General features: G+C 63.9%; 20 protein-coding genes. 14 read left to right on the top strand and 6 right to left on the bottom strand.

All coding sequences use genetic code 11. The features are described 5' to 3' along the window. The 5 genes from ACIGJE_RS11655 to ACIGJE_RS11675 all read left to right on the top strand — a co-directional run bounded on the left by ACIGJE_RS11655 (window position 1) and on the right by ACIGJE_RS11675 (window position 3,745). Window positions 1-444 (top strand): hypothetical protein, encoded by a 444-nt coding sequence (locus ACIGJE_RS11655; protein ID WP_311933408.1) that lies wholly within the window; start codon window positions 1-3, stop codon window positions 442-444. A gap of 5 nt (window positions 445-449) precedes the next feature. Further along, window positions 450-1,106 (top strand): lysophospholipid acyltransferase family protein, encoded by a 657-nt coding sequence (locus ACIGJE_RS11660; protein WP_425590887.1) that lies wholly within the window; start codon window positions 450-452, stop codon window positions 1,104-1,106. Beyond that, a complete protein-coding gene (locus ACIGJE_RS11665; RefSeq protein ID WP_483680143.1) occupies window positions 1,106-2,044 on the top strand; it encodes a phosphatidate cytidylyltransferase in 939 nt (312 codons plus the stop codon). Before ACIGJE_RS11660 ends, ACIGJE_RS11665 begins: the two co-directional genes overlap by 1 nt. Window positions 2,045-2,108: 64 nt before the next feature. Continuing rightward, a complete protein-coding gene (locus ACIGJE_RS11670; protein WP_440724205.1) occupies window positions 2,109-3,125 on the top strand; it encodes an aldose epimerase family protein in 1,017 nt (338 codons plus the stop codon). Between the two features lie 122 nt (window positions 3,126-3,247). Further along, window positions 3,248-3,745, top strand: coding sequence for a hypothetical protein (locus ACIGJE_RS11675; protein ID WP_483680145.1), 498 nt, complete (start codon window positions 3,248-3,250; stop codon window positions 3,743-3,745). A 40-nt stretch (window positions 3,746-3,785) separates the two neighbouring features. Here ACIGJE_RS11675 and ACIGJE_RS11680 read toward each other — a convergent pair whose 3' ends face one another. From ACIGJE_RS11680 to ACIGJE_RS11690, 3 genes are read right to left on the bottom strand one after another with little or no spacing between them, the layout of a single operon-like run. Continuing rightward, window positions 3,786-4,553, bottom strand: coding sequence for a metallophosphoesterase family protein (locus ACIGJE_RS11680; protein WP_483680147.1), 768 nt, complete (start codon window positions 4,551-4,553; stop codon window positions 3,786-3,788). A gap of 36 nt (window positions 4,554-4,589) precedes the next feature. Next, window positions 4,590-4,925 (bottom strand): DUF1330 domain-containing protein, encoded by a 336-nt coding sequence (locus ACIGJE_RS11685; RefSeq protein WP_311933403.1) that lies wholly within the window; start codon window positions 4,923-4,925, stop codon window positions 4,590-4,592. Continuing rightward, entirely contained in the window at window positions 4,922-5,287 is a 366-nt protein-coding gene (locus ACIGJE_RS11690) for a MerR family transcriptional regulator (protein ID WP_311933402.1), read from the bottom strand. The genes ACIGJE_RS11685 and ACIGJE_RS11690 overlap by 4 nt, the downstream gene beginning before the upstream one ends. Window positions 5,288-5,521: 234 nt before the next feature. Between ACIGJE_RS11690 and ACIGJE_RS11695 the strand changes: the two genes are divergently transcribed. Then, window positions 5,522-5,959 carry a YqfO family protein gene (locus ACIGJE_RS11695; RefSeq protein ID WP_311933401.1) on the top strand — a complete coding sequence of 146 codons (438 nt, stop codon included), beginning with the start codon at window positions 5,522-5,524 and terminating at the stop codon, window positions 5,957-5,959. A 24-nt stretch (window positions 5,960-5,983) separates the two neighbouring features. On the opposite strand, the gene ACIGJE_RS11700 is transcribed toward ACIGJE_RS11695, so the two are convergent. Next, the gene (locus tag ACIGJE_RS11700; RefSeq protein WP_311933400.1) at window positions 5,984-6,988 is read right to left on the bottom strand and encodes an asparaginase; all 1,005 of its coding nucleotides are present in this window, start codon (window positions 6,986-6,988) and stop codon (window positions 5,984-5,986) included. Between the two features lie 151 nt (window positions 6,989-7,139). On the opposite strand from ACIGJE_RS11700, the gene ACIGJE_RS11705 reads away from it, so the two are divergent. Continuing rightward, entirely contained in the window at window positions 7,140-8,603 is a 1,464-nt protein-coding gene (locus ACIGJE_RS11705) for an NAD-dependent succinate-semialdehyde dehydrogenase (RefSeq protein WP_415084292.1), read from the top strand. 323 nt (window positions 8,604-8,926) lie between these two features. Beyond that, window positions 8,927-9,967 carry an alpha/beta hydrolase gene (locus ACIGJE_RS11710; RefSeq protein WP_311933398.1) on the top strand — a complete coding sequence of 347 codons (1,041 nt, stop codon included), beginning with the start codon at window positions 8,927-8,929 and terminating at the stop codon, window positions 9,965-9,967. A 37-nt stretch (window positions 9,968-10,004) separates the two neighbouring features. Here the strand turns inward: ACIGJE_RS11710 and ACIGJE_RS11715 are convergent, their stop codons facing one another. Both ACIGJE_RS11715 and ACIGJE_RS11720 read right to left on the bottom strand, forming a co-directional pair. After that, window positions 10,005-10,346 carry a cupin domain-containing protein gene (locus ACIGJE_RS11715; RefSeq protein WP_311933397.1) on the bottom strand — a complete coding sequence of 114 codons (342 nt, stop codon included), beginning with the start codon at window positions 10,344-10,346 and terminating at the stop codon, window positions 10,005-10,007. Between the two features lie 91 nt (window positions 10,347-10,437). Next, window positions 10,438-11,181 (bottom strand): FadR/GntR family transcriptional regulator, encoded by a 744-nt coding sequence (locus tag ACIGJE_RS11720; protein WP_415084289.1) that lies wholly within the window; start codon window positions 11,179-11,181, stop codon window positions 10,438-10,440. Between the two features lie 260 nt (window positions 11,182-11,441). On the opposite strand from ACIGJE_RS11720, the gene ACIGJE_RS11725 reads away from it, so the two are divergent. The 6 genes from ACIGJE_RS11725 to ACIGJE_RS11750 all read left to right on the top strand — a co-directional run bounded on the left by ACIGJE_RS11725 (window position 11,442) and on the right by ACIGJE_RS11750 (window position 19,355). Continuing rightward, window positions 11,442-12,521 (top strand): ABC transporter ATP-binding protein, encoded by a 1,080-nt coding sequence (locus tag ACIGJE_RS11725; protein ID WP_415084287.1) that lies wholly within the window; start codon window positions 11,442-11,444, stop codon window positions 12,519-12,521. 10 nt (window positions 12,522-12,531) lie between these two features. Next, on the top strand, window positions 12,532-13,461 hold the full coding sequence (locus ACIGJE_RS11730; RefSeq protein ID WP_415084285.1) for a carbohydrate ABC transporter permease: 930 nt from the start codon (window positions 12,532-12,534) through the stop codon (window positions 13,459-13,461). Window positions 13,462-13,464: 3 nt separating this feature from the next. Beyond that, window positions 13,465-14,310, top strand: coding sequence for a carbohydrate ABC transporter permease (locus ACIGJE_RS11735; RefSeq protein WP_311933393.1), 846 nt, complete (start codon window positions 13,465-13,467; stop codon window positions 14,308-14,310). Between the two features lie 78 nt (window positions 14,311-14,388). Further along, window positions 14,389-15,711, top strand: coding sequence for an extracellular solute-binding protein (locus tag ACIGJE_RS11740; RefSeq protein ID WP_367624071.1), 1,323 nt, complete (start codon window positions 14,389-14,391; stop codon window positions 15,709-15,711). Between the two features lie 194 nt (window positions 15,712-15,905). Further along, window positions 15,906-17,417, top strand: a complete 1,512-nt coding sequence (gene arfA / locus ACIGJE_RS11745; RefSeq protein WP_415084283.1) for an arabinosylfuranosidase ArfA — start codon at window positions 15,906-15,908, stop codon at window positions 17,415-17,417. 354 nt (window positions 17,418-17,771) lie between these two features. Further along, window positions 17,772-19,355 carry a Na+/H+ antiporter gene (locus ACIGJE_RS11750; RefSeq protein ID WP_415084281.1) on the top strand — a complete coding sequence of 528 codons (1,584 nt, stop codon included), beginning with the start codon at window positions 17,772-17,774 and terminating at the stop codon, window positions 19,353-19,355. Window positions 19,356-19,359: the final 4 nt, after the last annotated feature.

Genomic DNA, 19,359 nt, shown 5'->3' on the forward strand with positions numbered 1-19,359 from the left:
ATGGCTGAGGCACAGGAAAATCCGGCGGTGATCGCCGCCATCGCCGCTTCCTATTTGCGGCAGGGCAGGGCGCTCGATTGGATTTCGCGCGGATTGACGCTGCTGGGTGTCCTCGCCGTCGTGATCGCCACCTATGCATCAGCGCCCCTGTCCGTCAGCGGGCTTGCAGTGCTGGCCGTGCTGCTCGGCCTGGTACAGAGCTATTTCGCCCTGCGCGCGGGCTTTGATGCCGAGATTTTCGGCCATCTGGCCGGCAATGCCTTCAGCACCACCAATTTCGACGGGGCGATGAAGCGTCTCGGCTTGTTTGCTGAAGACCGCGCCTCGCGCCCGATGTCGGAGCGGGCTCGTGGCGCCATGGCCCTGGTGCGCCGCCAGGCCATCTTCCTGGTGCTGCAGGTCGCAAGCCTGCTGGCTTTGCCGCTGCTTGGGGCCATGCTGTGAGCGACATCGCGGTGCGGGATGGCCGTTCCCTGTTCGGCCGGCTGGTGGGAAGCGCTACCATCGGTTTTGCCCGGCTCGTCACCGGCGTGCGCGGCAATTGGCAGGGCTGCCTGCCGGCGCGCAAACCGCGCATCTATTTTGCCAACCATGCCAGCCATGGCGATTTCATCCTGGTCTGGACGGTCTTTCCGTCTGCCCTGCGCGCGACGGCACGCCCGGTGGCGGCGCGCGATTACTGGAATGCCGGCGCGACGCGGCGCTTCCTCGCCCACAATGTCTTCGATGCCGTGCTGATCGACCGCGAGAGCACGACCCGCAGTGTCGATCCGATCGGCCAGATGGCCTCTGCCCTGGAGGCGGGATCCTCGCTGATCCTGTTTCCGGAGGGGACGCGCAACATGGGCGAGGAGCCGCTGCTGCCTTTCAAGTCCGGCCTGTTCTGGCTCGCCAAGCGCCAGCCGGACGTGGAAATGGTGCCGGTCTGGATCGAGAACCTCAATCGCGTGATGCCCAAGGGTGAGTTTCTGCCGGTGCCCTTCCTGTGCACCGTCACCTTCGGAGCACCGCTGCGGCTGGGGCCCGGGGAGGAGAAGCAGGCCTTCCTCGATCGCAGCCGCAATGCCCTGCTGGCTCTCAGGCCGCATGAGGGGGACGAGGGCTGATGTTCGAGAACCATACCCTGGCCCTGTTTGGCGGCATCATCGCCTTCCTGGTCCTGGCCTCCCTCATCGGCTGGCAGCTCGACCGCAGGGCCGGCCCGCAGGGCAATGCCGCCATCGACAATCTCAATGCCCGCATCCGCGCCTGGTGGGTGATGGTGGCGCTGATGGGCGGCGCCTTCCTCCTCGGCAAGGCCGGGGTGATCGCCCTCTTTGCCTTCGCCTCCTTTGCGGCCCTGCGTGAATTCCTGACGTTGACGCCGACGCGCCGGGCCGACCATCGCACTTTGTTCGCCATGTTCTTCGTGGTGCTGCCGATCCAGTATTACCTGATCTGGATCGAGTGGTACGGGCTCTATTCGATCTTCATTCCGGTCTATGTCTTCCTGCTCCTGCCGATCCTGATCGCGCTCAGGGGCGATACCGCCAAGTTCATGACCCGCGTCGCCGAGATGCAATGGGGCGTGATGATCGCCATCTTCTGCCTCTCCCATGTGCCGGCGCTGCTGACGCTGGATATTCCCGCTTTCGAGGGCCGCAAGCTCCTGCTGATCGCCTACCTGGTCATCGTGGTGCAGATGAGCGACGTGCTGCAATATGTCTGGGGCAAGCTCTTCGGCCGGCACAAGGTGGCGCCGAAATTGTCGCCCTCCAAGACCTGGGAAGGCCTGGTCGGTGGGGTAGCGAGTGCCACTTTGCTCGGTGCCGGCCTGTGGTGGATCACCCCGTTCTCCTTCTGGCAGGCCGGGCTGGTGGCGCTGGTGATCACCTTGATGGGTTTTTTCGGCGGGCTGGTGATGTCGGCGATCAAGCGCGATCGCGGCGTCAAGGATTGGGGGCATCTGATCGAGGGGCATGGCGGCATGCTCGACCGACTCGATTCCGTCGTCTTCGCCGCGCCGATCTTCTTCCATGTGGTCCGCTATTGGTGGACTGTGTAGAAACGAGTCGTCGCTGCCTGCCGGCGATCGGATGTTCACGCCTCATCTCTGCCAAGGAAATCCCATGTCCAAGCCTGTCCTGTTCGGAACCTTCAATGGCGCCGATGTGCTCGAGGTCACCCTGCGCTCTGATGCCGGTGCCGAGGCCCGGATCATCACCTATGGCGGCGTGGTGCGCGATCTCCTGGTGCCCTCGAAGAACGGGCCGCAGCGTGTGGTGCTCGGCTTCGAGAAGTTCGAGGACTACCCCAAATATTCCCCGCATTTCGGCGCCAATCCTGGCCGGGTCGCCAATCGCATCGGCTTTGGCCGCTTCACCCTTGATGGCGTGACCTACGATCTCTCCAAGAGCCATGGCGGCCCGCACACGCTGCATGGCGGTGCCACCGGCTTCGGCAAGCGCGTCTGGTCCCTGGTGCAATCGGACCAGCGCTCGGCCACGCTGGTGCTCGTCTCCGAGGACGGCGACATGGGCTTCCCCGGCCGCGTGGTGACGACCTGTACCTATCGCCTGCTGGAGCCGGCGACGTTGCAGGTGATCTTCACCGCCACCACCGACAAGGCGACGCCAGTCAATCTCGCCCAGCATTCCTATTTCAATCTCGACGGTTCGGCCGATGTGCTCGATCATCGCATGGAGATCGATGCCGATTTCTATACGCCCACCGACGCCGACCTCATCCCCACCGGCGAGATCCTCTCGGTGGCGGGTACGCCATGGGACTTCCGTCAGGAGCGCACCTTGCGCCTGGAGACGCCGGAAGGGCCGTTCAAATATGACGGGAATCTGGTGCTGAGGAGCTCGGGCGTGTTGGCGCGGGCGGCGCGGACCTGGTCTCCCAAGAGCGGCGTCAGCCTGGAGACCTGGACGACCCAGCCCGGCGTGCAGCTTTACGATGCCGCCAAGCTGGACATCCCGGTTCCCGGCCTCGGCGGCGCCAAATATGGGGCCTTCGGCGGCTTCTGCCTGGAGACCCAGAACCTGCCGGATGCCGTGAACAAGGCGCATTTCCCGTCCTCGATCATCCGGCCGGGCGAAGTCTACGACCACGAGACGCAATATCGCTTCGGACAGGTGTGAGGCGATCATCCGGTTCTCGTTCGGGTGCGCGGACATCATGGCCGCGCACCCGGAACCGAACTGCGCCACGATCAATCTGCCTCTTACCTTCTGCATCGTGGGAGCAAATCGGACCTGGCCCGATGGCGAATTCCATCACCTACGATGCGCGGCCTGACCTGCCATATCTTCAGATGAGCAATTCGCTGACGTCGGTGTTCATCGGCGTCTTGGCGTTGGCTGCCTCGTCACTGGCTTCTGCCCATCGGCAATGCCAGTTTGCAGCGTGGATCGCCGCGCGGGACCAAGGCATCTTTGGCCTTGGGACCGTGGGCTTCGATATCGCCGAGATGCCCTGGGAAATTGAGAGTTTCGTCGAAGACCGATCCTTCATCCTCCGCACCATCGCAAGGGCGAAAGCGAAGCGCGATTGGCACCGGCTCGGCTACGAGCCGAAGGAAGAGTGGCTTATGCCATGCCTGGATAAATTCCATGTGCTGCTGGCGGCGTTTGTGCCCGCTGACATTCGCGCCGAGGCGACGGACCGGAAGGGTTTGTGGTCGGCCCCCGAATTCGAGCGCTGTCCGGCGCATGGCCTGATCAAGCATGCCCATGGCTGCCCCATCTGCAATGGGGCGTGACGGGAGGCATCGGTCCGATGGCAAGCGGGCACTCGATTGACTAGAGCAGGCCGAGATAGACGATCTCGGTTTCGATCTCGCCGCCGTCGATCTCCACAATGCGATAGCCGCGTCGCGTCGTATCGACTTCAAGCCGATCGGCCTCCTTGACGATCTGGTAGGAGACGGCGGGGGTGCAGAACTGCCGGATGTTCGCCTCGCGCCGTTCATCTGCCATGTGATAGTGGCCGCAAAACAGCGATATGTCGCATTCGCTGCCAATCAGAAGCGCCTTGAGAGTATCGCGTTCCCTCAAGGCGGCGCCGGCGTGCTCCACCGGTGTATCGATCGACAGGACCGGATGATGCAGGAACAGCAGCAGCCGGCGCGTGTCCTGCAGTTCCCGCGCGAACCAGGCGAGTTGGTCCTCATCCACCCGGTTGGCCGATGAATCGAGAAACACCCATTTCAGCGCCGGATTGCCTTCGGAAAAACAGGCCTTGCCCTCAACGGCATGGGTCTGATCGGAAAGGAAGGGTGAAACCGCGTCATAGTCGTCGTGGTTGCCGAGGACTATTCTCGATTTGAAATCGTAGGATCCCAGGATCTCGAAGAAGTCGGGGACGGAGTTGCGTGCGCCGATGTCGCCACCGAAGATCACCTCCGATATGCCTCTCGCGGCAATGTCGTCAAGGACCCAGCGCAGATGGTCTCGATGTTCTGCCGGCTCACTGGCATAGCGCATCTTGTCGCTGTCCATCGCACCGCCCATGACGAGTTTTTGCCCGAGATGGGCGTCGGTGAAATAAGCAAGTTTTCTCGTCATCATGGCGGCCTGGCAATTGCATCGACTTGTCGCCCCGTTCTAGCGGGCCGTGCCGGGCAATGTTTCGACGCGCGTCGAACCATGTGTACCCACGCCATCCACGCAGATCAGGTTTCTGCTTAGGGCCTTGCTGCGAAACGCCAGGGCTTCGGCATATTCGGGGGAGGCATACCAGGCCTCGACGGCGGCACGATCGGGAAATTCGACAAGGACGATCAGACGAGGCGACCAATTGCCCTCCATGGTTCGGACCGGGCCGCCGCGCGCCAGATAGCGGCCGCCATATTTTTCGATCGTCGCGGGGGCAAGCCGCACATAGGCGTTCCAGGCTTCCTCATCCTGCGGAACCACGTCGGAAATGACATAGGCACTCATGATTTTCGTCCTTTTTCCAGTTCAGCCAGGTCCAGGATCTTCTGCTCGATGACGAGGAGGCAGGACTGAAGGTCCTCGATCTGGGCTGCCACCCGCCGGCTTTGTTTCTCGAGCATGTCGCGGCGCGCGGCCTCGGTGCCGGCGCCTTGCTGCCATAAGAGCGCATAGGCCGCGATGTCCCGGATCGGCATGCCCGCGGCCTTCATGCGGCCGAGAAAGTCGATCCAGCCGAGGATGGCGGCGTCATAGTCCCGCTGGCCCGAGCCGTTCCGAAAGGCCGGCGGAAGCAGGCCGACTTTTTCGTAATAGCGCAGCGTGTGGACCGACAATCCCGAACGGCGCGCCAGTTCTCCGATCTTCATCTGTCTTCATCGCACTCCCGGACCGCTGTCGAGGCTACTTGCTGGAGTGCACTCTAGATCAAGCGCTGATTTGCGGCATGTCGGTCGACAGCCGACCGTCCGTCCGAGAGACCGCGGCGGGCTGCAGGCGCATAGCGGCTCGCACGGACCTCGGATAGCGACAGTGCTGACAGATCGTTGTCAGCAGCAATGAACTAACCTTCGCACTTCGATCGGCGGGGAGGGGCGAGGGCCATGACAGGTTTCGAGACATTGTCGGTAGCGATGGTTCCCATGCGCCTTCTGACCTTTCAGGCCCCGGTCGAGGATGTCGACCGCATCATGGAGGCCGTCGTCGCCATCGTTCCCCTGGCGATGGGAGCCTATGATAGCAATGCCTATCAGTCCTCTCCCGGGATTGAGCGCTATCGCCCGCAGGAAGGGGCCGCGGTCGGCGCGGAATGTGATCTTCGTCGGCGCCAGGGGGTGGTGGAAGTCGTTTTCGAGCTTCCCGATGCACAGGATGTTGCGGAGAGGGTGGTCGAGGCGATCTTCCAGGCCCATTCCTACCAGGAGCCGGTAATCAGGCTGCAGGCCATCCTGTCCAGCCGTTCCAAGGGGCTTGACGACAGCAAGAACCCCAATCGCTGGTGGAACAGCACCGGCGATTGGAAGAAGGCGGCTTCGACGTGAAGAAGAGTGATGGGCGGCGGCGCCTTAGGCCAAGGCTCCCGCCAGGCGCAGCCTGCCCACCTCGAGGCCGTTCCAGTTCTTCTGCACCGGTTCGAGGAAGCTCCTCAGCGCCTCGGCCTCGCTGTCGGAAAGGGGCAGAAGCTTGGCGATCACGCCGGCCATCATCAGTTCCGCAGCCCGGGTACCGCCATCGTCACATTTGAGGGCGATGCCGTAGCCGAGTTCGGGAAAGGCGGCGCAGAACACGCCCTCGGCGCCTGTCTTCACGAAGACGCGTTCGCCGAAGATCGTCATGATCTCGGTGCAGAAGCGCCTGGTGCCGGCGACCAGGAAGGGCTCCGCGGCCGCAGCGCGGCGGATGCGGGCGGCGGCCTTCGCCCTTTCGGGGCCGAGATGGGCGCCGGTGCCGAAGCGAGCAAAGCCCCGCGCCACGCCTGCGAGCGGAGCGGCCTGGGTGGGGATGGAGCAGCCGTCGATGCCGACGCCATCGCCGGCAAGGGCGGCTCCGCTCATCGCGTTGACCGCCCCCATCACCTCGCGCATCACCGGATGCCCGGCCTCGATGTAATGGTGGGGATCACGGTCGCTGGCGCAAGCAAGGCAGATGAAGCCGGCATGCTTGCCCGAGCAGTTGTTGTGCAGGGCCGAGGGCTCTTCTCCGGCCCGCAGCAGGGCCCAGGCGGCCGGGCGAAAGCTCGGCGCATGGACGCCGCATTCGAGCGTGCCGGCATCGCGGCCAGCCTTGGCCAGCATGGCGGCAGCCTGCTCGACATGGCGCGGCTCGCCGCCATGGGAGGAGACGGCGAGGGCGATGTCCGCGTCGGTAAGACCGAGCTTGTCGGCGGCTCCCGATTCCAGCAGGGGCAGGGCCTGGAACGCCTTCACCGCCGAGCGGGGGAAGACGGGGCGGGTGACATCGCCGAGCGCGAGTACGAGGCGGCCTTCGGGATCGCTGACGGCAACGGCGCCGCTATGCCGGCTTTCGACCATGCCGCCGCGGATGAGTTCGGCCAGGACGGGATTGGACATGGCGACTTGCTTTCTTTATGTGCAGGCGGGCCTCCATCGCAGGCTTCGCGGGCCGAGGCAACACCCGAATATGTGATCACATTTCTACATTGATCCGCGCGCGCCGAACGCCTATCTAAGCGCCAGCGAGAGACATAACGGAGGAAGGCGCATGTTGGAAAAGCTGGCGCAGACACTCGAATTCAAGCGTGAGGCCGCCTACGTCAACGGTCAATGGATCGCTGCCGACAACGGCAAGTCCCTGCCGGTCACCAATCCCGCCACCGGTGAACTCATCGGCAGCGTGCCCGATTGCGGCAAGGACGAGACGGCGCGGGCCATTGCCGCGGCCGATGCGGCCTTCCCGGCCTGGCGCGCCAAGACGGCGAAAGAACGGGCCAAGATCCTGCACAAGCTCGCCGATCTGATCGAGGCCAATGCCGATGCGCTCGGCGTGCTGCTCACGGTCGAGCAGGGCAAGTCGCTCGCCGAAGCGCGCGGCGAGGTTGTGTTCTCGGCCGCCTATGTGCGCTGGTTCGCCGAAGAAGCCCAGCGCGTCTATGGCGATGTGATTCCCTCGCCCTGGCCGGGCCGCCGCATCCTGGTCACCAAGGAGCCTGTGGGGGTCGTCGGCGCCATCACGCCCTGGAACTTCCCCTCCTCGATGATCGCCCGCAAGCTCGGCCCTGCCTTGGCCGCAGGCTGCACCATCGTGATCAAGCCGGCCCTGCAGACGCCCTATTCGGGCCTCGCCTGGGGCGTGTTGGCCGAAATGGCCGGCATTCCGGCCGGTGTCGTCAACGTCCTCACCGGTTCGGCGAGCGCCATCGGCGGCGAGCTCACCTCCAATCCGCTGGTGCGCAAGATCACCTTCACCGGCTCCACGCCGATCGGCAAGCTCCTGGTCGAGCAGTCGGCCAAGACGCTCAAGAAGGTCTCGATGGAGCTCGGCGGCAATGCTCCCTTCATCGTGTTCGACGACGCCGATGTCGACAGGGCGATCGAGGGCGCGATGATCGCCAAGTACCGCAACTCAGGCCAGACTTGCGTGTGCACCAATCGCTTCCTGGTGCAGTCAGGCATCCACGACACATTCGTCGAGAAGCTGATTGCCGCTTCCAACGCGCTCAAGGTCGGCAATGGCCTGGAGACTGGCGTGCAGCAGGGGCCGCTGATCGACGAGAAGGCGGTGGAGAAGGTCGAGGAGCATATCAGCGACGCCGTCGCCAAGGGTGGCAAGGTGGTGGCGGGCGGCAAGCGTCATGCGCTCGGCCACACCTTCTTCGAGCCCACAGTGGTGACGGGGGTGACCCCGGACATGATGGTGGCGCGCGACGAGACCTTCGGGCCGCTGGCCCCGGTGTTCAAGTTCGAGACCGAGGAAGAGGCCGTCCGGATGGCCAACGACACCGAGTTCGGCCTGGCTTCCTATTTCTATACCAAGGATCTCGGCCGCGCCTTCCGGGTCGCCGAAGCGCTGAAATACGGCATGGTCGGTGTCAATGAGGGCCTGATTACCACCGAAGTCGCGCCCTTCGGCGGCGTCAAGGAATCCGGCATGGGCAAGGAAGGCTCCAAATACGGCATCGAGGATTATATCGATGCCAAATATGTCTGCCTCGGCGGCCTGGGCTGAGGTCTGCTCCAAAGCATATGACACGGGAAGGGCCGGCACCGCCGGCCCTTTTTCGTTGGATACCGCAGGCTTGCGCCCGCGGTCGCCGTGGCTCTCCTTGCCAGGCCGGGGGTGACAAAAGAGCGTCGCGACAGCAGATGGGGGCTGCACCGCCGGCCTTCTGTGAAGGGGTGTGATATTTTTGCCGACATTCTCGTGGAAAACGACAGTGCGGCCGGTTTTTTGGCTGGTTCGAACGCAGCCGCCTCAATTTCGCCCGTTCACTGACTATTCACCCCTTTTGCTGCATTGAGGGCAGCTTAAGCAAACAGGATTGGGTTTCGATGCGGGTCGCCTCGCTCTTCGCTTTGATCGCTTCGGCACTTGTGCTGACGGGCTGCGTCGGGATCGATGACGATTCCGGTGACTCGACCTCGTCCCTGAAGCCCGTGCTGACCAACACGGCCTCGAACGACCAGGCGGCCAACACCGCCCCGCTCGGCATCTGGCGCGGCGGCATGACCATGCTGGTGATGACCACGCGCAATTCGACCGGCAACAAGGAACCCTGGTTCGGGGCCAAGCGCGCTTCCGACCCGACCGCTGCGCGCCTGGTGATGTATCCGCCGTCCAAGTCGCTTCTGGCCGCGGTCAACCCGGTTTCCACACCTGGCTGGTCGGTGGCCGGGGTGAGTACGCTGCCAGGTGACCAGCCGGCCACGGCCCTCGCGACGCAGGCCGAAGGGCGCGACGTCATCGTCTATGTCCATGGTTATAACGAAACCTTCGACAGCGCGGCGACGAGCTATGCCAAGCTGGTCGACGGCATCAAGTTCTCGGGCGTGCCGGTGCTGTTCTCCTGGCCCTCGCGTGCAGCTCTGCTGGACTATGTCACCGACAAGGACAGCGCGATGTGGTCACGCGATGCCCTGGAGGACACACTCACCGCGCTCGCCAACGATCCCAAGGTCGGCCGCATCAACCTGATCGCCCATTCCATGGGCAGCATGGTGATGATGGAAGCCCTGCGCTCGATGTCCGATCGCATGGGGGCCTCGCTTCCCAATCATTTCGGCGCCATCGTGCTGGCCAACCCGGATGTCGACCTCGACCTCTTCCGTCGCCAGATGAAGCGGCTGTCGTCGCTGTCGTCGAAGATGACGGTGATCGTCTCCAAGAACGACCGCGCCCTGGAGATCTCGACCAAGCTCGCCGGTGGCGTGCCGCGGGTCGGTTCCGGTGACAGCGAGGAACTGCAGAAGACCGGCGTGAAGGTGGTCGACGCCTCCGACTTCGGCTCCGGCTTCATCAACCACGACATCTTCATGAGCCGCGAGGAAGTGCGGGCCGTGGTCTCCCGGGCGATCGAGAACGCGGATCAGTAGTTTTCGCGCCGGGCCGCGCAATCACGCAAAGTCCGGACTACGCCAGGAAATCGGCGCGGTGCGGCGTGAAGCAGTCGACCAGCCGGCCTTTCTCGAGCGCCTTGACGCCATGTTCGAGGCCGGATGGCACGATGAAGCTGTCGCCGGCAACGAGCGTCTCGGTTCTGCCCGCGATGGTGACCTCGAACCGTCCCTCGGCGACATAGCTGGACTGGATGTGGGGATGCGAATGCAGCCAGCCCACGCCATCCTTCTCGAAGGCGAATTCGACCATCATCAGTTCGTCGGTATAGGCCAGGACCCGTCGCCGGTTGCCGTCCGGCGTCGGCTGCCATTCGGCGTCGCCGGACCGGGTGAAGAGCTCCTTGCTGCGGATCATCGGACGTCGCCTCGCTGTCCAGTTACGAGCGGGAAGATAAGCACAGGTCCGGCGCGCTGTCCCGCATATCGCCATCCTTCCGGGGCCGCTTCTATTCGCCGGCCGTCTTCTCCACGGCGCGGGGCGCATTGCGCAGGGCCTCCAGCATGCGGGCCCGCGAGATTTCCAGCAACTGGCTCATGGCCTGCGAGGCCTCGTCCGCCTTGCGGGCGAGGATGGCTGACACCACGGCCTGATAGGGCTGCAGGTCCATCGCCTGACCATTGGCGCTGCGCTGGGTCAGGCCGAAAGAAACCTTCAGGGCCGTCTTAACCGCCCGTCCGATGGTGACGAACAGGCCGTTATGGGTGGCCGTCATGATGGCGAGGTGGAACTCGGTCTCGGCACCCGCCGCCAAGGCCGGCTGCCCCAGCATGGAGACCAGGTCCGAGAAGCGCATGCGGATACGTTCCAGATCATCCGCCGAACCGTCCCGCGCCGCCAGGAAGCAGGCACGTGGCTCGAAGCAGTTCCGCATTTCGTAGAGATCCTCGATGATGCGCTCGTCGAACTGGGCATTGAGGCGCCAGGACAGCACATCCTGGTCGAGCAGGTTCCAGTCTGCGAAAGGCAGCACGCGTGTGCCGGTCTTGGGCGAAACCTCGACCAGTCCCTTGGCCGCCAAATTCTTTACGGCCTCTCGCACCGTCGAGCGGCTGACGCCATAGGCCTGGCAGAGTTCGTTCTCGATCGGCAGGGTGTCGCCGGGGCGAAACTCTCCCGAGGTGATGCGGGTGCCGATGATGCGCGCGACCTGCGCGCTCATCGTGCTGATGGCGGTATCCCGCTCGAACATACTCATCTCCAAACCAGCCCGTTGCTGGATGCGGGCGGCACCGTGCTCCTCCCGCCGGCTGATTCCGCCGTGATCTGAGGGGCTTCCCACCTCTTAACACTGCTATCGGGGGGGAACAAAGCGCCCAGCAACCCTCCTGCCAATGGGAAATCCTCCTACAAATTGCCCTTCTTCACGTCGGCGGCGATTGACACCGGATCGCGATTGCTTCTATCTTATCATCAGATGATAATAAGAAAAGATGGTAGGAGGAAGAGGCCTTGAGTGCCATCGACATCGACAGGGTGTCCAAGACCTTTGGCGCCGTGAACGTCATCGCAGACCTCTCTTTGAAGATCCGCTCGGGTGAGTTCATTGCCTTCCTCGGGCCGTCGGGCTGCGGAAAATCCACCTTGCTGCGCATGATCGCGGGGCTGGAGCGCGTCGATGGCGGTTCGATCTCGATCGGAGGCCAGAGGGTCGACCAGCTTCCCCCGGGCGCTCGCGGCGTCGCCATGGTGTTCCAGCATTATGCGCTCTATCCGCATATGACGATCTACGAGAACATGGCCTTCGGCCTGCGCAACATCGCCGTGCCCAGCCAGGAGATCGATCGCCGGGTGAAGGAAGCGGCCCGCATCCTGGAGATCGAGCCGCTGCTTACGCGCAAGCCAGGCCAACTCTCCGGCGGCCAGCGCCAGCGCGTCGCCATCGGCCGGGCTCTGGTAAAAAGCCCCAAGGCCTATCTGTTCGACGAGCCACTCTCCAATCTCGATGCGGCGCTGCGCGTGCGCACCCGCGTCGAGCTCGCCCGCCTCCACCAGCAGGTGCAGGCCACCACCATCTTCGTGACCCATGACCAGGTCGAGGCGATGACGCTGGCCGAGCGCATCGTGGTGATGAACGCCCGCAAGATCGAGCAGGTGGGTACGCCCATGGAGGTCTATTCACGGCCCGCCACCGAATTCGTGGCCCGTTTCGTCGGCTCGCCCGCCATGAATTTCCTGCCCGTCACGGTCGCCGAGCAGGGCGGCCTTGCCGCCGCCAGGCTGGCCGATGGCACCGGCATCGCCACCCGCGTGCCCGTCGCCACCCTGCCTCAGGGTGCCAAGCTGCGCCTGGGGGTGAGGGCGGAGGCTGTCCGCGCCGATCCGGCGGGCTCCCTTGCCGGCCGGATCGAAGTGGTCGAGCGCCTCGGCGACCGCACGCATCTCTATGTGCGCCTGCCCGACGGCACCTCGCTGGTCGCCGAGGACAAGGGCGCTTCGACCGCCGTTGCAGGTGGCGAAGCCCGCTTCTCGGTGGATTCGCAAGCTGCCCATCTGTTCGACGATGGCGGCCGCGCCTTCCATGCCGCGTGAGGAGGGGCTGATGTCCACGCAGAGCCTTGCCTCCACGGCGGCCGCGACGCCCGCACCCCGCTATGCCGGCGCCTCGATCGGGCCGAGCTGGCGCAATCTCCTGTTCGTGCTGCCCTTCCTTGCCGTCTATGTCGTTCTCCTGGTCTATCCGCTGTTTCGTGGCATCTGGATCAGCCTGCAGGAATACGACATGTTCGACCAGACGGCCTCCTTTGCCGGCCTGGCAAATTTTCGCCGCCTGTTCGCCGACAAGGTCTTCCTGGGCACGGTAAGCAACACCTTCGTCTTCGTGCTGATGACGGTGCCGGTTTTCGTCGCCATCGGCCTTGGCCTCGCGCTTGCCCTCAACCGGGAAAGCAAGGGTAGCGCCGCCCTGCGGGCGGTCTTCTTCGGCACCTCGGTGCTGTCGGTGACCATCGTCACCATCATCTGGAAGATGATGTATCTGCCGGACCGGGGCCTGATCGCCGGCATGCTCTCGATCTTCGGCCTGCCGCCGATCCAGTTCCTCACCAGCCAGGAGCTTGCCCTGCCGGCCATCGCGCTGTGCACGCTGTGGTGGGTGATCGGCCTGCCGATGATGCTCTTCCTCGCCGCCCTGCAGCAGATACCGGGCGAGCTCTACGAGGCCGCCGCGCTCGACAATGCCGGGCGCTGGCGCTCCTTCTGGTCGATCACGCTGCCCTCGATCCGGCGTAGCGTCGTCGTCGTGGCGATCTACGAGATCGTCGCGCAGTTCCAGCTCTTCGGCCAGGCGCAGCTTCTCACCAGGGGAGGGCCCAACAACGCCTCCCGCCCCATCGTGCAGTTCATCTATGAGGAGGGCTTCCAGCGCTGGAATGTCGGCTATGCCGCCGCGGCCTCCGAGGTGCTGTTCCTTCTGATGGCCATTGCCGCGATCTTGCAATATGTCGCCGCCCGCCGGCGGGCGGAGGGCTAGGCCATGGCGAGCGCGCAGCAATTCGTCGGCCGCACCGCCGGAGACCGGGTGATCCTGGCGGGCGTCCTGGTCCTGGCCTTCGCTTGGCTGGTTCCCGTCGCCTGGGTGATCGTGCTCTCCTTCAAGCCCAATTCGGAGCTGATGCTCTCCACCGCCACGGCCCTGCATCCGCCCTATACCTTGAAGAACTACACCGACATCATCGCGTCATCCGGCGTGTTTCGCTGGCTGCTCAACTCCATGATCGTGGCCGGCGGCATGACCATCGGCACGTTGGTGCTGTCATCCCTGGCCGGCTACGGCTTCGCACGCACCGAGTTTTTCGGCCGAGACATCCTGTTCGTGCTGGTGCTGCTGGGCCTCGCCATCCCCGAACAGGCGGTGATCATCGCCCGCCACCAGATGTTCACCGACTGGAAGATGCATAATGGCTATCCGGCGCTGATCCTGCCGGGGCTGTCCCATGCCTTCGGCGTCTTCCTGATGACGCAATATTTCAAGGCCATCCCGCGCGACATCGACGAGGCCGCGATGCTCGACAATGCCTCGCGCTTCAAGATCTTCTGGAAGGTGGTGCTGCCGCTGACCATCCCGGCTCAGGCCACGCTCGGCATCTTCACCTTCCTGTCGGCCTGGAACGACTATTTGTGGCCCCTGATCTCGGCGACCAAGCCCGACATGTTCACCCTCACCGTCGGCATGGCCTCGACCCAGACCAATTTTGCCCAGTCCGAGGGGCTCGGCTTCTTGATGGCGCAGGCCGTCTTCGCCGGGCTGCCCGTCTTCATCGTCTACCTGTTCTTCCAGAAATACATCGTCCGCGCCGTGGCCGGCGCCGCGATCCGCTGACTCCGAGAAGATCTCCTGGTTCCGCGTCCCGGCCGCGCGCTCGACCTTGAACAAAATCGGCCGAAACGGAGGAAATGCATGATCGGTTTGAAACGATTGCTCTATGCCGGGGCCCTCTTGCTGCTGTCGTCGCAGGCCGGCCTCGCCCAGGACAAGACCGAGATCTCGGTGTCACGCTTCTTCGGTGCCTGCGAAGCCGACTATGGCGCGGTGACGGATGTCGCCAAGGCCAATGGCGAGTGCGGCATCATCACGGCGCTGATCAACAAGTTCAATGCGGAGAGCAAGGACACCCGCGTCAAGGTCGATATCGTCGAATGGCCGGGCTACGACCAGCTCACCGCCCGCATCCGCTCGGGCGAGCCGCCGACCATCTCGGTCATGCATGAGGCCGTGATCAGCGACTATTCCTCGCGCGGGCTGCTGGAACCCCTCGACGAGGGCTTGAAGGCGGCGGGTGTCGATACCGCTGACTTCACCGATGCCGCCAAGGCCGGGGTCACCAAGGACGGCAAGACCTATGCCTTGCCCTTCGATACCCATACCTGGCTCTGGCACATCAATCTGAACCTGTTCAAGCAGGCCGGCCTCGTCGATGCTGCTGGCAAGCCGATCCTGCCCAAGAATGGCGAGGAACTGCTGGCCCAGGCCAAGCAGTTCAAGGAAAAGACGGGCAAGCCCTATTTCGTCTGGACCATCGCCAATGAGCGTGCCTTCTTCACGCGCACCTTCGATACGCTGCTCTACCAGCAGAATTCGGAATTCTTCGCCGATCCAACCAAGGTCAATTTCGCCACGCCCGAGGCCAAGAACGCCGCGACACTGCTGAAGGCGCTCTACCAGAACGGCGACACCACCAAGGGGCAGGACTATGCCGCCTCGGTCGCCAGCTTCGCGGCCGGCGATGCGGGCGTGTTCATCTGCGGCACCTGGCTGGTCGATACCTATGACCAAGAATCCAAGAAGAGTGGTGCGCCCCTGTCCAATGGCTATGCGGTGGTGCCTTTCCCGCAGCTCTATCCCGGCAGCCCGCGCGTCTGGGCCGATGGGCATAGCTGGGTGGTCCTCAAGGCCGATCTCAGCGATGCCCAGCGCAAATCGGCCTACGAATTCCTGAAATTCCTGTGGGACAATGATTTCCAGTGGGCGCGCACCGGCCATCTGCCCATCCGCAGGTCCGTGGCCGACAGCGCCGAGTTCAAGGCCCTGCCGCACCGGGCCGATCTCGCACCGCTGACCACCAACGGCGCCGCCCGTCCGGCGGCGGTGAAGCGTCAATTCGCGATCCAGGAGATCGAGAATGACGAGGTCACCGCCGGCGTGACCGGCGACAAGGAGATCGACGCCGCGCTCGCCGATGCCCAGTCCCGCATCAACGAATTGCTGGCGAACGCGAAGTAAGGCCGCGTTCGCCACAGCTAGAGAAAGTATGATTTCTTTAAATCCCACTCTCTCTAACTCTTTGTTTTGACGCGTTTTCTTAATCGAAAAGTCTATCAGCTTTTCTGGAAAACGCTCTAGGACCCACGGCTCTCCTCCCGCCGTGGGTCCCTTTTCCGCCCGATATTTCCCCGGTTCAAAGGTCAGTTTTCGCCATGCCGTCCGCCCGCCTGATCGTCGATCACGATTTCATCATCTCCGATCTCGACCGCCGTATCTTCGGTACCTTCGTCGAGCATATGGGACGGTGCGTCTACACCGGTATCTTCGAGCCCGGCCATCCCAGCGCCGATGACCAGGGTTTTCGCCAGGATGTCGCCGAGCTGACCCGCGAACTCGGCACCACCATCGTGCGCTATCCCGGCGGCAATTTCCTGTCCGGCTACAATTGGGAAGACGGCGTCGGCCCGGTGGAAGAGCGGCCGCGCCGGCTCGACCTCGCCTGGTTCTCGACCGAGACCAATGCCTTCGGTACCAATGAGTTCATCGACTGGTCCCGCAAGGTCGGGGTCGAGCCGATGTTCGGCGTCAATCTCGGCACCCGCGACCATGACGAAGCGCGGCGCTTCATCGAATATTGCAACCATCCGGGTGGCACCGAGCTGTCGGAGCTGCGCAAGAGCCACGGCTATGAGAAGCCGCACGACATCAAGTTCTGGTGCCTCGGCAACGAAATGGACGGCCCCTGGCAGATCGGCGCCAAGACGGCGGGCGAATATGGCCGCATCGCCCACGAGACCGCCAAGGTGATGCGCTGGGTCGATCCCTCCATCGAACTGGCTGCCTGCGGTTCGTCCAACCGCGACATGGCCACCTATGCCCGCTGGGAATACGAAGTCCTCGACCATTGCTTCGACTATGTCGACTTCATCTCCCTGCACACCTATTTCCAGAACCCACATGACAGTACCGAGGAATTCCTCGGCAATATCGAGCTGCTGGAGGCCTTCATCCGCGAAGTGGTTGCCATTGCCGACGCGGTGGCCGCCACGCGCCGCTCGCCCAAGCGGATCATGCTGTCCCTCGACGAGTGGAACGTCTGGTACAAGGCCCGCACCCACGAGCATCTGCGCAAGCCCGGCTGGCCCGAGCATCCGCCGCTGATCGAGGAAGTCTACAACACCGAGGATGCGCTCCTGGTGGGCGGTGCGCTGATCACGCTGCTCAACAATGCCGACCGCGTGAAATGCGCCTGCATCGCCCAGCTCGTGAACATCATTGGCCCGATCATGACCGAGCCGGGCGGAGCAGCCTGGCGCCAGACCATCTTCCATCCCTTCGCGCTCACGGCACGCCATGCCCATGGCCGCGTGCTGCGCTCGCTGATCTCCTCGCCCTCCTATGCCGGCAAGACGGCGCCGGAAATTCCCTATCTCCATGCCTGCGTCACCGAGGACGAGACCACCGGCCAGGTCACCATTTTCGCCCTGAACCGCCATCTCGGCGAGCCGATGGACCTCGAAGTCCTGCTGCGGGGCTTCGGCGGCAACCGCCAGGTGACGGAGGCGCTGCAGATCCATCATCCCAACATGAAGGCGGTCAACACCAAGGACGCCCAGGACACCGTCGCGCCGGCACCGATCGAAACTGTGAGCCTTGAAGGCGACCGGCTGCAGGCGAGACTCATGCCGGGATCCTGGAACGTCATCGTTACCGCTCCGCGCTGAGCGGGGGAGATATCGTCAATCGGGCTGAACAAGGTACGATTTCAGAATTGAGCGCGCCAATCCCTCCCCGTCTGCGGGGAGGGTGGCCCGAAGGGCCGGGTGGGGGAGAGTGGCGCCATAGTGCTTGTTATTGCACGATTTGAGCCGCTCTCCCCCTTCCGTCGATGCTTCGCATCGCCACCTTCCCCGCAATCGGGGAAGGATTGGCGCGTCTCGCTCGTCTGGGCCATGCTCTTCGAAATGAGAGACTCGATAGGAGCAGTCTCATCGGCCCGGCATTTCCGCCGAAACGCCGGCTTTCATTTCTGATCTGACGTTATAGGGTCTGCAAAAGCCAAATCGGGGCAAAGGCTGATGGACCCTATTCACCTGTTCGAACTGGTGATCGCGATGTTCCTGGCGATCATCGTGCTGCACTTTGCCGCCCACAAGCTGGGGCTGCCGCCTTCAGTGGCGCTGCTGGTCGGCGGCGCATCGCTCGCCTTTCTGCCGGGCCTGCCCGCCATTGCGCTCGATCCCAACCTGGTGCTCGTCATCTTCTTGCCACCGCTCCTGATGGACGGGGCGTGGTTCATCGCACTCGGCCGGTTGCGGCGCCACATGATCGGCATCGCCTCGCTGGCGGTCGGTGCTGTGGTCTTCACCTCTCTCGTCGTCGCGGTGGCGACCCATCTCGTCTTCCCGTCCTTGCCCTGGGCCGCCTGTGCGGCGCTCGGGGCGATCGTCTCGCCGCCCGATGCCGTCTCCGCCCGCGCCGTGCTGCAACGGGTGAAGCTGCCCCGGCGCCTGCAGATCCTGCTCGAGGGCGAGAGCCTGTTCAACGATGCCAGCGGCCTGGTGCTGTTCCGCTTTGCCATCGCTGCGGGCGTCACCGGCACCTTCAGTGCGGTGGATGCGGTCGGCGAGTTCTTCCTGCTGGCACTGGGCGGTGTCCTCGTTGGTGTCGCAGCGGGCGCGACATGGGTGCTGCTCGCCCGCCGCCTCGGTGACGAATATCTGATCATCGCTGCCACCTGCCTGTTGTCCTGGTCGTCCTATCTGCTGGGCGAGATGCTCCACGTCTCCGGCGTCATCGCCACGGTCACCACGGGCTTGATCGCCGGCTGGTACCAGCACACCGTGTTTTCGGCTTCGGTACGCATGCGCGGCACGGCGTTTTGGACCGTGATGATCTTCCTGATGGAAGCGGCGGTCTTCATCCTGATCGGCTTCACCCTGCGTGGCGTGGTGGAGCGCGGTGGCGGATTCGGCGTGGTGGCCGATACCATGGCCGTGCCCATTCTGGTGATCCTCGCGGCACTCACCCTTGCACGCTTTGCCTGGGTGTTCGGGTCCGATCTGGTGATCCGGCTTTGCAGGGCTGCGGGGCTCGATCGCTACACGCCGCTCGGCCTTGCCAACGCCACCATCCTGAGTTGGGCCGGCGTACGCGGCGTCGTCACCCTGGCCCTAGCGCTGAGCATACCGGAAGGCTTTCCCGGCCGCGACTTCATCCTGGTGACGTCGTTCGCCGTCATCCTGGGAACGGTGCTCGTCCAGGGCACCACCCTGGGGCGGGTGATCGGCTGGGTGAAGCCGGTCGAGCCGGAATCGGAGCGGGCGCGCCTCACCATGGCCCAGGCCGAATCTGCCATGGCGCAGAAGCAATTGCTCACCATCCAGCAACTCGCCTATGACAGCGAGGGGACGCTCATCCATCCCCGATTGCTGGAGCGCTACCAGCGCCGGGCCACGATGATCGTCGACTATGCCGAGCGGACCGAAGCGTATCAGCCAGGGCTGCACGCCCATTTCGACGTCGTTTTGGCGGCAATCGCTACCGGGCGCGACGAACTCATTCGCCTCCACCGGCTCGGAAAGATCGACAACGAGACGCTGCACGAACTGGAGCGGGACCTCGACCTGGAAGAATTGAGCGCGATCTCCGCCAAATCGTGATGAG

This window comes from Labrys sp. E2SS-1L (genome assembly GCF_057073705.1).